The organism is Ruegeria sp. AP7 (assembly GCF_056539905.1).
This window is the reverse complement of sequence record NZ_JBQFVT010000003.1, coordinates 75,944-88,447: the sequence shown is the minus strand read 5'-3', so window position 1 is coordinate 88,447 and position 12,504 is coordinate 75,944. Positions and strand designations below refer to the sequence as shown.

The following is a 12,504-nucleotide window of genomic DNA, read 5'->3' as shown; positions in this document are numbered from 1 at the left end:
GAAGGGGCGTTCAGTTAGGTGGGCCGAATATCTGCTTGTCAGAGACTGAAGGGCGAAAGCGGCGATAGGGGAGCGCATGAGGGTTTGGCTATTTAGGATAATTGGGCTTGTCGCAATTCTCGCTTTCACAACTGTCGCTTTTGTTTGGTTGTTGCTTGCTGCTCCGATGTTCTCGGACATGCGGCGCGACCTTGTAGAAAGAGTTCTTTCGGAACAAATTGGTCGGCCACTTCTAGTAAACGATGATGTAAGCGTCGCGCTTGGACGCATTAGTCACATCTACGTCGGTGGCGTGGTCATCCCGAGCCAGACAATGCCGGAGTCACCACTTGTAAAATTGAACCTGCTGGAACTGGAGTTGGACATTGCCGCTTTGACCAGCGGGCTTCTGCATTTTGACAATCTGGTAGTGGAAGGCCTCCAAGCGAATATTCTTACAGCCGCAGACGGCACCACAAGTTGGCGAAAAGATAGGCCAACACCCAGGCCCGTGTCCGAGGAACCTGTATCAGCGGATGAACAGAAAGACGTCGCTAGCGCTGATAGTGTCGATGAAAGCGACACCGAAAGCAGCGGAATCCTGAACTTTCTGAGCGACAAGAATGTCAGCTTCACGTCAATCGGGTTAAACATGGAAGACAAGGTCTCAGGCTTCTCGTTTGTGTTTGACCTTCAGTCACTCACGCTCGAACAAGTAGATAGTGGACAAAGAACAAAGGTCTCTGGATCCGGCTCCGTCAACGGTCAGGGTTTCGAAATCGAAGGCGACTACCCTCGCGACGCGCCATTTACGACGCGCGCCAGCTTTGGGGAAATGACCGTAAGCTACGATGGCGAGGCGTTCTCGGAAGACGAAGGTGGTGGCTATCGAGCTGTATTGGAGATGGACACCGGTGAATTCGGTGATTTTCTTGATGTCATCGGGCTGGAACGCGTTCTGGAGGGCAATGGTCAACTGCAAGCAGAGCTTGTGTCTCAGGACGCTCTGAAGATCGAGGCGTTCACAACCACGGTAAGCCTGGAGGATGGGCAGAAACTCGAAGCTGAGGGTTCAATAGATGACCTCTACACCGCTCAGGGCGTCGATCTACTTTTCAACGCGCGACTTCATCCCGAAGGACAGCCGCCGCCAGCAGCAAAAAGTATCCAAGAACTGAAGTTTACCGGCTTTGAAATGCATATGGTCGGATCTCTGTCTTCCTTCGAATTTGAGAAGTTGCTGTTCCAAACCAATGCATTTGACCAGGGGTTAGACGTAATCGGTCCAGCCTCTATCGAAAGCATTCGCCGCATGCCAGATGGCCGCTTGGCCATGCTGGGCATCGCGCTGCGAGCTGGGCCAACTGAGAAACCGATCCTGAAAGCCGAAGGGGAAATTCTCGATCTGCTTCAGCTTCAGGACGTAACATTCGATGGTGTGCTCGACGGGCCCGCAAAGTTGCTTCTGCCCAACCTCGATGAAGACTATGTCAACCAGTTCGGCGGCATCAAAGCCGATTTCAACATAACCAATGCGGGTGGGCCGGTTTCACTCAACAGGTTTAACGCGACCACCTACGAGACCGATCTCTTGGCGCTCGATCTCGCACTATCTGTCAATGAGCTAAAAGGGCTTGCCGGTCTCGATTTCGACGTGAAATTGGACGTCGACGACAGCGCCGAGTTTCTAACCGCAGTGAACCTGCAACCTGTCGAGATCGGAGCACTAGCTATCGTTGCTGAAACCTCCAAACAGGGCGAGGACTTTGATGCCGCAATCCAGTTTGAAGCCGGGTCTTCGCATCTTCTTGCGGCTTTAGACGCTGATTTCGCCAAGGGCGCTACTGTTGTTCGGGGCAACATCACGAGCGAAAGGCTCGATCTCAACGACCTGAAGAACCTGACTGCCGTGCTGGACCAACTGAAGAGCTTGGTAGGCGAGACCACAAAGGAACCTGAAGCCGAGGTTCAACCTTTGGTTTTACCGAAGGAGACAGACGTCCAGCCCTTAGTGTTGCCAAAGGAAAAAGGGAAACCTGCCGATCTTCTGGATGTGCAGCGCGTGCTGCGAGAAGCTGACGTCGAGGTACAGATCGAATTCAAAGAAATTGAAGGGCAGCAAGGCGTAACATCTGTTTCCAGCCAATTGTCTGCCAAAGAAGGAACCGTGGATTTCGGCCCTCTTCAGATGACTTATGGCGGCGGAAACTTTAGCCTGCGTGCGGTCATGGATCTGATTGACTCACCTGACTGGCTTTCGTTGTCGGGATCAACCTCGGGATGGGAATTCGGTGAGATCCTTGATGAATTGGGAATTGGTATTGATGCCTATGGCCGTTTGAGCGGGGAGTTCAACGTCTCTGGCGTTACCACCTCGGGCAAGGCCTTCATCAACTCCATGCGTGGCAATGCGTCTTTGTCGATGTCGCAGGGCTATATCAGTACTAGTTTGCTGGAGTTAGCCGGGCTGGGTATCTTCCCATGGCTGTTTTCGGAGGAGTTCCGACAAGGTTACACCGACATCACTTGCGTGTTCGCCCCCGTAGATATTCAAGCTGGGCGGGTGAGCACAAACTCCATCATCATTGAAACGGGATCGGTTCAATTGGTTGCCAAGGGGCAAGTGGATTGGCTGAACGATACGATAGCAATAAGAGCGGAGCCGCGGCGCGTTGGAAGACCCCTATCCCGAAGCGCCTGGCCTTTTAATGTGACGGGCCCGCTTTCGTCACCAAAATTCAAGCTGGATGTGGGCGGGTCTAGAAACAAGGCTCCGGGCAGCGCTGATGCTATGCCTGTCGACAGGCAACCTTGTGTGCCGGACATCAATCAATTGCAATAGTCGGACGCGACCTAGTTCTTCAGTGGTTCCGGCTGTTCAGCCTGACATGTCAGAACCGCCTCAATGGCTTTTGCAGACCCGCTGAGGTCGAGTTCAACCTCGGCGCCACTTTCACCAATAATCGTGACGCTTTGGCGTTTTCCAAACTCGGTTACAAACGCCGGGTTGTCGAAAAAGGCATAGCCACCAGGAACTCCATTCTTGAAGACACCCACCGCTTCGCCTTCGAATCTCGCATCACCAAAATCGAACTGTACGGTCCCGGTCGCCCCGTCCTCGATTTGAACCCAGGCCGGATTAAAAGCGGCAAAAAAGCCGCCGGCCTGATTGGGTGCTGCACCGATTTCAACGGTCATTTCATTTTCAAAGAGTTTCCACGCGAGACAGCCGCTACCCTTTTCGGGATCAATCAGGATTGTCCAGTCCCCGGATTCACCCCATCGCTCCATACCGGCACCCCACACCGCGCCAGTGGAGATCAATGCCATTGCTGTCAGCGCCAACCTGTTCATCAAAGCCCCACACATGTTCCGCTAATCCTCAGATGCAATCAGATTATCGCGCTGGTTCATTCAAATACAACCATTCGATTTCTGGAATGTTGAGCCACCGCTTATGCGCCCTTGCCCTGAAAAAGAAATCACCTTCGGCCTCTGTTAGAGAAAATATGACGCTTAACTACCCTAGAATTTGCCAGAGTTGTTCCAGGTTTCTTTCGGGCCGATCTGTTCCTGAACATCCCAATGTTCGACGATCTTTCCACCCTTGAGCCGGAACAAGTCAAAGACGGCCCAATCGTCCTCGTCTTGTTTTACATGGCTAAAGGCAACCACGAAATTTCCTTGGCCGAGTAGTCGGTGAACTTTGACGTATTGCGTGGTTTTTCCACCATTGGTCATCTCTCCAAGTTGCTTGGAGAAAGCTCCCAATCCGTCGGCTATTTATGGGTTGTGCTGATCGTATTGCTCGGTCGATATGTAGTCATTCACAAGATCAGTGCGCCCGGCCATCAGGACCTTGTCGATGAACCCTTGCACCACGGTCTTGTTGGCCTCGGTGAATTCGAGATCTTCGATTTCGGTTGGGCCATCCACTATGCTGCGGCCCGAGACGGTTGGCCATTAATAGCCGGCAATCACATCCCAATGCTCGACGATTTTACCTTCTTCGTCGGTATCAAAGATATCGGCGGTCACCCACAGCGCTTCACCACCGTTGAGGCTTTGATACACATGCACGAAGACGAAATTTCCGTCCTCGATAGTACGCAGAACCTGAATGTCGCGCACCGGATTCCGCCCAAGAAAAGGCGTGAAAAACTCGATGAAACCTTTCTTACCGTCGCGTACACCCGTTGAGTGTTGCGTGTAGCGATCCCCGGTATATTTATCGAGCGCTTCGACCATTTTGCCGTCTCGAATGCCTTCCAGATAAAGGCCCTTGGCATTTGCCACGCGGATACTGTCAGTCACAACATGCACTCCTGTGTCATAGATTGGTTCAGCTAATACCAACAATGCTCAACAACGCGTCACGGCCAGACCAAGCTACAATAGCGGACAAGGTGCCTGTGACCATGGCAGGAACGCCATCTTTCCAGGTGTCCCAGATCAGATGACAACCAACTGCACCAATGGATGTGCCAAGAATTGCGAACGCGCCCAAAGTTCCGATCCAGGATCCCTGAAACCAGATCGCGATTGCGCCAAACAATTCAACAACACCAACCAAGGCCATGATCTGCCGATTTAACCCGTACTTGATGAACATCGCCAGTTGGGTTTCGAAAATGAACTTCTGCCAGCCGAAGATCTTGATCGAGCTTGCGAAGAGGAAAAAGAGAGACAACAGCCCGACGAAAACAGTGATCGTAGTCATTCCGCAGCCTCCTGAACCGGGTACGAACAATCCGCACCGAGAGCATCTAAAAACGTTTCCTGCGCGGTGGCTACGGCAGCATTCATTGCGTTGGCCAGAGCGCCAATGTCCGACGGGTCGACGACAGTTCGCAATGGTCTTTTACCGTAGGGCAGGTTCAACAGATCGGCGATGGCATCGGCAACTATTGCAGGGGACGCCTCAACAAAGCTTTTTTGCGCCAACCCCATGAAGCGTCCGGCCATCGCCTGTGCTTGTTCCAATGTTGGGCCGTATCCAGCCATGCGTTCCGGTTCATCCGTTGGCGGCGATTTCTGCATGATGCCTGTGTCAAATGCGCCGGGTTGAACGATAAGGGATTCCAGTCCCAATGGGGCGAGTTCAAGAGCATAGGTCTCGGCGACTAGTTCCAGCGCCGCTTTACTGGCTGCGTAAAAACCGCTCATAGGCAAAGCCAATCGGGACACGTCACTGGTGATGCTGATCACCGTGCCAAAGCCCTGGGCGCGCATATTGGGAAGCACGGCGCGCAGCACGCGAACCGGTCCCAGCACGTTCACATTCAGCATGTTCTGAAACCGAGCCGCAGAAATGGTCTCGTTGAGCCCTCCAACATAGATCCCGGCATTGTTGATCACGACATCAAGTGGGCCATCCAGCTTTAACATCAGATGGGCAATTGCGCTGTCTACGCCAGCGTCACTGCTGACATCCAGTTCAATGGGGAAAATTTGCCCGGATACCGCCTCTAGACTGGCCGCCACGTCGGCGTTTCGCCCCTTCAAAGCGCGCATTCCGGCGAATACAGAATGACCTTCGCCCGCAAGTCTGATGGCCATTTCTTTTCCGAAGCCGCTGCTGGCTCCGGTGATCAGAATATTCATCTTTCTGTTCCTCTTGTGGTCGAGAGGAAAATGGCAATCGATAGACATAATTGGAAATAATCAATACTTCTTCTTAGTATGAATGAAATTGATGGAATTGATCTTAATCTACTGAAATCTCTGCAAGCGCTCATTGCGGAACGGCATGTTGGACGTGCTGCGCAGCGAATGAACGTAACGCAACCTGCCATGAGTCATACTCTGGCAAGATTGCGCCGTGTGTTTGACGACCCTCTGTTCGTCAAGCAAGGGCGCGAAATGGTGCCAACAGCGCGCACTCTGGACCTTGCATCGCGGTTGAACACGATCCTTTCTGAGATCAGCGTGCTGACTGCGCCGGTTACGTTCTCACCTGAAAACGCGGGCGCAACTATTCGAATTCATGCCCATGATTTCATTGCAACCAGTTTCCTTGCAAAGGCGGTTCGGCGTATTCGAGAGCAAGCACCAGGGATCGTGTTCGAAATTCATAGTTATTCAGATCACAGCTACCAGATGCTCGATTCCGGGGATGCCGATTTGATCATTGGCGCAGGACTTCAGGCAAATCCTAAGTTTCTTCAAAAGCTTCTACTGCGCGAGCGCCTAGTGTGCCTATTGGACCGAACCCACCCAGCTTTGAACAGCTGGAATGCCGAGACGGTCTTTTTATATCCACACATCCGGCTGAACCTAATGGTCAAACAAGATGACCCAATTCACCTTTATGGAAAGGATCAGGGTTTGCCCCTTCGCCAGGTTGGGCTGGTGACTGATAGTCTGCATCTGCAACCGGCCTTCCTGGAAGGAACAAATCTAATCGCTTTTGTGCCGGAAACGCTTGCCCAAGCCGCCGCCATCAACAGGAACCTAGTCATGCGCGAATGCCCTTTTCACCTGCCGGAATTGGGGATACGCGCAATTTGGCATGAACGAGACACAAGATCCCCCCTTCTCAGCTGGATCCGTAGCCAACTGGAAACATAGCGTTCATTGGATCTAGTACTGCTCTTCGGTTCCAACTGTGCAATGAGGCCAGTAATGTTGTTCGCCAACCTCGTAGGAAGGAGAACTTCAAGGGCAGCGTTAGTTCTTGTTAATCAAAGTCGACCCTACTGAGTTTACCGCAGATTTCTGGTTTCCCAGAGACTAGATTGCAGCCTCCAGTAGATCAGCTTCGTTGTGCTCGAATGTCAGCTCCGCGAACTACGTCAACAGCATCCGGATAACCTGCCCAACGACAGCTCTGGGCTGTACGCCGAAAATTTACTAAGTCCACTTTCTGCGCATCGCAGACCTTCGCGAGAATCCAATATTCCTTAGGGTGGCCCTTTGCGGATTGAGAAATGCAAAGGGTCGTAACCACAACGACTAAGCCAAAACTTATTGAATTCGTCGCCGATGCCGACAATCGCGCAGCGCAAGACTATGGGCGAACTGCGCAAACTTATAGGATGTGCGAAGTGTTATGCGCAAACCTACACTAGATGTAGGTGCTCGCATAACGCTGCACTACCGACATTGATTTCATTAAAGAAAATCCTTGAAATTTGCCCATAATTCTGCGCGATATTTGCGCATAACTTTGCACGATTTGCCTAAAAGTTTGCACACTCCCATTTTCGATGCCGGATTAAATCCTTCCGAATGTTCCCTTGAGGTCTGCGACTTGTTCTGCATTCAACATTCGGGTTCGCATACCACGCACTGCCACGAGCAACTTGGCCGTTTCTTCCAGCTCTTCTGCTGCACAGACCGCTGAGAAGAGGTCTTTTCCAGACACGACGGGACCGTGATTGGCCAATAGAACCGCACCATATATGCCGCCCAATTCGCGGATCAAATCACCGGATCTTGGGTCGCCCGGCTTAACGTAGGGAACCAGTTTGACCGTACCGACGCGCATCACCACGTAGGGTGTCAGCGGTGGAATACAGTCATCTGGATCGGTGTCTTCCAAACAGGACAGAGCAGTGGCCCAGGTCGAATGCAGATGAACCACGGCGCCCGTTTCTGGCCGCGTCTCATAGAAGGCTTGATGCAAGAAAACCTCTTTTGTCGGCTTATCCCCGGAGACGTGGTTCCCATCCAAATCAATCTTGGCAATGCGCTCGGGGTCGATATCGCCCAAGGTGGAATTGGTGGGTGTCATGAGGATTCCGTCGTGTAGACGTGCAGAGACATTGCCCGCAGTGCCGACGGAAAAACCACGCGCAAACAGCGAGGCACACAGTTCCGACATCTGTCGTCGCAGCGCCAATTCTTCAGAACTCATTTACCTGCCTCCATCATTCTGAGTGCCTTTGCGAAGAAGTCCGGAGCGCCAAAGTTTCCGGACTTTAGAGCCATCGCAATGAGTTCAGTTTTTCCAACGCTCAGGACTGGCACGCCCGGGTCGATCTCTGGCCCAATTGACATGGCCGGAGACCCCAGTGCCTCAGAGATGACCTTGGCAACAGCTCCCGACGTCTCTCCTCCTGCCACCGCAAGGCGCTTGTACCCAGCATCGACAAGTTCTCGTGCTGTATCTGCAAAGAGATTGTCCAGCTTTTTCGCCACAGCCTCCTGACCGAATTTGTTTTGGATCGCCCGCACGTCATCCGGGCTTCCCGATGAATACGCGAGCGGTGCCTGACCCGGATGCGTTTCAAAGAAATCCAGAAGCGTTTGCGTGGTCACATCCCCGGACATGACACCCGGAACATCGATGGCGAAGGTCGGATGGGATTTCGAATGAACATCAATCTGTCCACGGGTCGCGCCTGAGCAAGACCCGGCAAGGATAGCGGCAGGCCCAGAGATACCTGTGAACACACTGCCAACTGTTTTGGACGAAGCTTTTCTGACGAAGTTTCTGGGTAGACCCAATGCTATCCCGGATCCCCCGGTAATGAGCTTGGCATCCTTCAGAGCCTCGCCCCAGGCCAGCAAATCTTCGTCCGAAATCGCATCGCCGATCACAAAGCGTTCGTCGGCGTTCTGCAAAGCAGCAGCAATCGCCTCCGATCCTTGCTTCACGGTGTCAACTGGCACCAACCCAACTTCTTCTTCGGTCTGATGCTGCAACCACCGCCTGATGTTGGCGTCCGTCATCGGAGTAAGAGGGTGATTTTCCATCCCGGACTCGTTCAACAGCTTGCCGAGCACAAAAAGATGGCCCTGATAAACCGTACGCCCCGTGGTGGGAAAGGCCGGACAGAAAACCACCTTTTGCGCACTCAGTTCTTGCGCCAGTGCTTCCGCAACGGGGCCGATATTTCCTTCCATCGTGGAATCGAATGTCGAGCAATATTTGAAGATGAACTGCTGGCATCCTTGGTCCGCGAGCCACCTCAAGGCACTCAGACTGTCTGCAATGGCTTCCTTGACCGGTGCAGTGCGGCTCTTGAGCGAGATGACGCCCGCTTCGATCTCCTCGTCGGCTGGGGTCGTTGGAATACCCGGAAACTGAGCCGTTCGTAATCCACCTTCCGGCTCAACGCCCTTGGCCAAGGTGTTCGCAATATCACTCGCTCCGGTAAAATCGTCCGCTATGACACCGATTTTCATAACTCAATGTCCCTCTTCGGTCCTGGATCCAACCTATGGATATGCGGTGCCGCACCGACGGGAAAAATCTCACGCACAAGTGGATCATGGCCGGGCACGATAAGTCGAGGATGCGAGGCCAACCTCTCCAGGGTCTCGAAACCATCCATCATGTCTTGCAGGTCGACGACGATAGGAAAGGCTTTGCGCGCCATGAAATTCTCATAGTAATGCGAGGCATCAGAGGCGAGTACCATCCACCCGGCTGCCGTTCTTACGCGCACGCATTGCAACCCGCGCGAATGCCCTCCGATGCAGTGCACCGTTACCCCATCTGCAATCTCGGCTTCTCCGTCGTAGAACACGACCTTGCCCGAATAGAGACGCTTTACGACCTCGCAGACATGGCCAGCCGTGAAAGGCGCACGTAGGTGGTCATGGCACATGCAGGGACCAGTGGCGAAGGCCATTTCCGCCGACTGCATGTGCAACTTCGCGTTAGGGAACATATGCAGCCCCCCTGCATGGTCATAATGAAGATGGGTCACGATGACCTCAGTCACCGCTTGCGGCGCGATGCCTAGAGGCCGCAAAGCCTCGCGAGGGTCCAACGCGATGGGACGACCACGGGCGGCAGCCTCATCGGAGTCGTAGCCAGTATCGACCAGAATGACTTTTTTGCCGCGTTTGAGCACCCAAACGAAATAGTCCATCGCATGAGGCGCGTTGTGATTGTCATCGATGATGAAACTGTCAGCTCGAGTCCGGGCGTTGCGATCCGCGTATTTCACGGCATGGATCTCCCAATCGTTCATCGGATGACCTCGGAATAATGGTGAACTACTTTGGTGGCGATCATATCAGCCACTGCCGTATCGAAGGACTGAAAATGCACGCTTTCTAGATGGGCAGAGAACGCCGCGCTGTCATCATAAACCTCATAGAGAAAAACTGTCTCGGGATCGTCGCCGAGGCATACGTCAAACTGCTGGCATCCGATTTCTTCACGTAAAGAGGTTGAAGCGTTTTCGACCATCAGCGGTAGAAAGGTGTCTCTCATACCGGGCTTGAGAGTGAAGGTGACAGTAACTACAAACATCAGACTGAAAGTCCTTTCAGACGTGAGAAAGCGCGTTTTGCTACGGGCAGTTGGCTGAGGATCAGACCAATATTGAGCATCAGCAGAATGGCCGCACCGGGTCGTGAAAAGAAGACCGAAAGATCCCCATCCGACAGAAACAGTGACCGGCGGAAGGTTTCGTCAAACAGACTTCCCAGAATAACACCGATAACCAACGGGGCGATTGGGTACTTCATGAGGTTCATGAAATAGGCAACGGCGCCGACGCCAAGCATCAGGTAAAGATCATTGATGCCGCCGCCGACGCTGAAAGACCCAATCGTTGTCAGAACCATAACGACGGGCAAGAAGATGGTCTGCGGGATGGCAAGTATTTTGATAAATACCCGAGCAGTGAAAAGCCCCATAAGGAACATCGTCAGTGACGCCAGCACCAGGATTGCAACCACGCGTAGAATGATCTCGGGGTCTATCGTGGGGCCCGGGATCACGTTGTTGATCTTGAAGGCCCCCATCAAAGCCGCAGCGGGTGGTGAACCGGGAATGCCCAAAACCAAAAGCGGGATCAGAGCGCCACCAATACAGGCGTTGTTTGCAGTCTCCGAACACAGCAGACCTTCCAATGACCCTTTTCCAAACTTGTCGCCGTCGGCAGATACGGTCTTGCCGACACCGTAGCTGACCCAACCGGCGACATCTTCGCCCACGCCGGGAAGCGCTCCTACCCCGGTCCCAATCACCCCTGACCGGCCAATGGTGGGCAGGTAGCGCCGAATAGAGCTAAGGTTCGGAAGAACACGGCCTTTCAGGGCCAGAACCTTCCCGGCCTCAACGTGCCTCAAACCGTCGATAATTTGGGGAATGGCAAAGGCCCCCATCAAAACTGGCACAACCTGAAATCCGCTCATCAGGTAAGACCAGCCGAAGGTATAGCGCGGTTCAGACAACAGAGGGTCAAGCCCCACCATGGACATCGCAAGCCCGATCAGACCGGCGATCCATCCCTTAATCACCAGGTCTTCGCTCATCAAAGTGCCAGAAAGCAGAATGCCGAACAGGGCCAGCAAGGCTTTCTCCGGGCTTGCGATGTTCTTTGAAACCAAAAGCAGCGCCCAGACAAAAATCAAAAGCGTGATGGTTCCGATAACTGTGCCAATAAAACTGGCCGTTGTGGTCAGCCCAAGTGCTTCGCCCCCTCGACCCGCTTTAGCCAAAGGGTAGCCATCCATGGCCGTCGCCGCGCTCGCTGCTGTACCGGGTATGTTCAGCAGAATAGACGGGTAAGAGCCGCCGTAAATCGCGCCGACATAGGCGCCGAGCAATGCGATGAGAGAATAGTCCAGCGGGATTTTGTTGCCGAAAAATCCCGTCAGGATCGTCACTGCTAGGGTTGCCGTAAGGCCCGGCAATGCGCCGAACGTGATGCCCAGGAATACGGATGCAATCAAATACAGATAGGTCAGCGGGTCCACTGCCAGGCCCACGAATGCAGCCCCAAATCCAGCCAGTTGCGAAAGAATAAAGTCCATCCGGTCAATCTTTCCATAGCGGACGAAGCGTCACGTAGTAGTGGTATTCGATTTGCTTGAAGATTAGCCCGCCGCGCGCGGGCACGTTCTGCCGAAAAACAAAGGCCATCGCACAAACGAGGATGAGCGGGGCAAGTATTGCCACCAATGGAACGAACCGCAAAACGCGTTCGGAAGCCGCTTTGGTCAACACCACTAGTGTTAACGCGACCCACAAGGCCAGTGTGAACCAATCATCACCGTGTGCATTCCAATCCGCCTGAGCAGGAAACGCGGCGAACGCAAACAAACCGGCGACGACAACTGCGACACAGGCCACCAAAGCACGTCGCGCATGACCACCGTAGTAGCCGTAAGTCAAAGCTGTAATCAGCAACCCAGAACACAGTATGAAGTCCACTCTGGGGACCAGACCGACGACATATGCAAGAAGCATCAGGCCGATTGTTGATGCTCGATAGGCTTCCGACTTATCCCATCCGATCCCCAAAGCACTGAGCGCGTTTTGGGCTCCACCTGAACGGATCGAAATAGCCAGCAAGACGAAGGACAAGCCAAGCAATCCACCGAAGATGGACAGCGGTACAATTGCAGCCGAGTTGTACCAATCAGATCCACTTACACCTGCGCGGTTTTCACCCCAAAGCGGGATGTCCGACGTCTTCCAAAGGAAAAAGGTGGAAATTGCTATCAGACCAATCGATGCCCAAAAATCGCGCGCCCGCATGATCAGTGTAACGTCAGGTTTGTCCATTGCCTGCCTCTTGTCGGAAAGGGCGCGATCAGGCGCGCCCTTTCAAAAGT

At 53.3% G+C, this 12,504-nt stretch carries 14 protein-coding genes; 2 read left to right on the top strand and 12 right to left on the bottom strand.

Annotated elements, in window-relative coordinates:
* Positions 1-76 precede the first annotated feature (76 nt).
* The gene (locus ACR0KN_RS07610) at positions 77-2,821 is read left to right on the top strand and encodes an AsmA family protein (protein WP_480652578.1); all 2,745 of its coding nucleotides are present in this window, start codon (positions 77-79) and stop codon (positions 2,819-2,821) included.
* An 11-nt stretch (positions 2,822-2,832) separates the two neighbouring features.
* Here the strand turns inward: ACR0KN_RS07610 and ACR0KN_RS07605 are convergent, their stop codons facing one another.
* From ACR0KN_RS07605 to ACR0KN_RS07580, 6 genes are all read right to left on the bottom strand, one after another.
* Complete coding sequence (locus tag ACR0KN_RS07605; RefSeq protein WP_480652963.1) at positions 2,833-3,333, bottom strand: hypothetical protein; 501 nt, start codon at positions 3,331-3,333, stop codon at positions 2,833-2,835.
* A gap of 171 nt (positions 3,334-3,504) precedes the next feature.
* Complete coding sequence (locus ACR0KN_RS07600; protein WP_480652576.1) at positions 3,505-3,720, bottom strand: nuclear transport factor 2 family protein; 216 nt, start codon at positions 3,718-3,720, stop codon at positions 3,505-3,507.
* 42 nt (positions 3,721-3,762) lie between these two features.
* Positions 3,763-3,915 carry a hypothetical protein gene (locus ACR0KN_RS07595; RefSeq protein WP_480652574.1) on the bottom strand — a complete coding sequence of 51 codons (153 nt, stop codon included), beginning with the start codon at positions 3,913-3,915 and terminating at the stop codon, positions 3,763-3,765.
* Positions 3,916-3,942: 27 nt separating this feature from the next.
* Positions 3,943-4,293 (bottom strand): nuclear transport factor 2 family protein, encoded by a 351-nt coding sequence (locus tag ACR0KN_RS07590; RefSeq protein WP_480652572.1) that lies wholly within the window; start codon positions 4,291-4,293, stop codon positions 3,943-3,945.
* Between the two features lie 28 nt (positions 4,294-4,321).
* Positions 4,322-4,699, bottom strand: coding sequence for a DoxX family protein (locus tag ACR0KN_RS07585; RefSeq protein ID WP_480652570.1), 378 nt, complete (start codon positions 4,697-4,699; stop codon positions 4,322-4,324).
* Complete coding sequence (locus ACR0KN_RS07580) at positions 4,696-5,583, bottom strand: SDR family NAD(P)-dependent oxidoreductase (RefSeq protein WP_480652568.1); 888 nt, start codon at positions 5,581-5,583, stop codon at positions 4,696-4,698. Before ACR0KN_RS07580 ends, ACR0KN_RS07585 begins: the two co-directional genes overlap by 4 nt.
* 78 nt (positions 5,584-5,661) lie before the next feature.
* Between ACR0KN_RS07580 and ACR0KN_RS07575 the strand changes: the two genes are divergently transcribed.
* Positions 5,662-6,549 carry a LysR family transcriptional regulator gene (locus ACR0KN_RS07575; protein WP_480652566.1) on the top strand — a complete coding sequence of 296 codons (888 nt, stop codon included), beginning with the start codon at positions 5,662-5,664 and terminating at the stop codon, positions 6,547-6,549.
* Positions 6,550-7,195: 646 nt separating this feature from the next.
* Here the strand turns inward: ACR0KN_RS07575 and otnC are convergent.
* The 6 genes from otnC to ACR0KN_RS07545 are packed head-to-tail and all read right to left on the bottom strand — an operon-like array spanning position 7,196 to position 12,454.
* A complete protein-coding gene (otnC, locus tag ACR0KN_RS07570; protein ID WP_480652564.1) occupies positions 7,196-7,837 on the bottom strand; it encodes a 3-oxo-tetronate 4-phosphate decarboxylase in 642 nt (213 codons plus the stop codon).
* A complete protein-coding gene (gene otnK, locus ACR0KN_RS07565; RefSeq protein ID WP_480652562.1) occupies positions 7,834-9,111 on the bottom strand; it encodes a 3-oxo-tetronate kinase in 1,278 nt (425 codons plus the stop codon). Before otnK ends, otnC begins: the two co-directional genes overlap by 4 nt.
* Positions 9,108-9,905: an N-acyl homoserine lactonase family protein gene (locus ACR0KN_RS07560; RefSeq protein ID WP_480652560.1), complete on the bottom strand. Its 798-nt coding sequence runs from the start codon at positions 9,903-9,905 to the stop codon at positions 9,108-9,110. Before ACR0KN_RS07560 ends, otnK begins: the two co-directional genes overlap by 4 nt.
* Positions 9,902-10,189: a putative quinol monooxygenase gene (locus tag ACR0KN_RS07555; protein ID WP_480431811.1), complete on the bottom strand. Its 288-nt coding sequence runs from the start codon at positions 10,187-10,189 to the stop codon at positions 9,902-9,904. Before ACR0KN_RS07555 ends, ACR0KN_RS07560 begins: the two co-directional genes overlap by 4 nt.
* The gene (locus ACR0KN_RS07550; protein ID WP_480652558.1) at positions 10,189-11,700 is read right to left on the bottom strand and encodes a tripartite tricarboxylate transporter permease; all 1,512 of its coding nucleotides are present in this window, start codon (positions 11,698-11,700) and stop codon (positions 10,189-10,191) included. Before ACR0KN_RS07550 ends, ACR0KN_RS07555 begins: the two co-directional genes overlap by 1 nt.
* A gap of 4 nt (positions 11,701-11,704) precedes the next feature.
* Complete coding sequence (locus ACR0KN_RS07545) at positions 11,705-12,454, bottom strand: hypothetical protein (protein ID WP_480652556.1); 750 nt, start codon at positions 12,452-12,454, stop codon at positions 11,705-11,707.
* Between the last annotated feature and the right edge of the window lie 50 nt (positions 12,455-12,504).

Coding starts and splice junctions, on each gene's coding strand:
- ACR0KN_RS07550 (WP_480652558.1), bottom strand. CDS start 11,700: ATGGACTTTATTCTTTCGCAACTGGCTGGATTTGGGGCTGCATTCGTG.
- otnK (WP_480652562.1), bottom strand. CDS start 9,111: ATGAAAATCGGTGTCATAGCGGACGATTTTACCGGAGCGAGTGATATT.
- ACR0KN_RS07600 (WP_480652576.1), bottom strand. CDS start 3,720: ATGACCAATGGTGGAAAAACCACGCAATACGTCAAAGTTCACCGACTA.
- ACR0KN_RS07585 (WP_480652570.1), bottom strand. CDS start 4,699: ATGACTACGATCACTGTTTTCGTCGGGCTGTTGTCTCTCTTTTTCCTC.
- ACR0KN_RS07605 (WP_480652963.1), bottom strand. CDS start 3,333: ATGAACAGGTTGGCGCTGACAGCAATGGCATTGATCTCCACTGGCGCG.
- ACR0KN_RS07560 (WP_480652560.1), bottom strand. CDS start 9,905: ATGAACGATTGGGAGATCCATGCCGTGAAATACGCGGATCGCAACGCC.
- ACR0KN_RS07610 (WP_480652578.1), top strand. CDS start 77: ATGAGGGTTTGGCTATTTAGGATAATTGGGCTTGTCGCAATTCTCGCT.
- otnC (WP_480652564.1), bottom strand. CDS start 7,837: ATGAGTTCTGAAGAATTGGCGCTGCGACGACAGATGTCGGAACTGTGT.
- ACR0KN_RS07545 (WP_480652556.1), bottom strand. CDS start 12,454: ATGGACAAACCTGACGTTACACTGATCATGCGGGCGCGCGATTTTTGG.
- ACR0KN_RS07580 (WP_480652568.1), bottom strand. CDS start 5,583: ATGAATATTCTGATCACCGGAGCCAGCAGCGGCTTCGGAAAAGAAATG.
- ACR0KN_RS07575 (WP_480652566.1), top strand. CDS start 5,662: ATGAATGAAATTGATGGAATTGATCTTAATCTACTGAAATCTCTGCAA.
- ACR0KN_RS07555 (WP_480431811.1), bottom strand. CDS start 10,189: ATGTTTGTAGTTACTGTCACCTTCACTCTCAAGCCCGGTATGAGAGAC.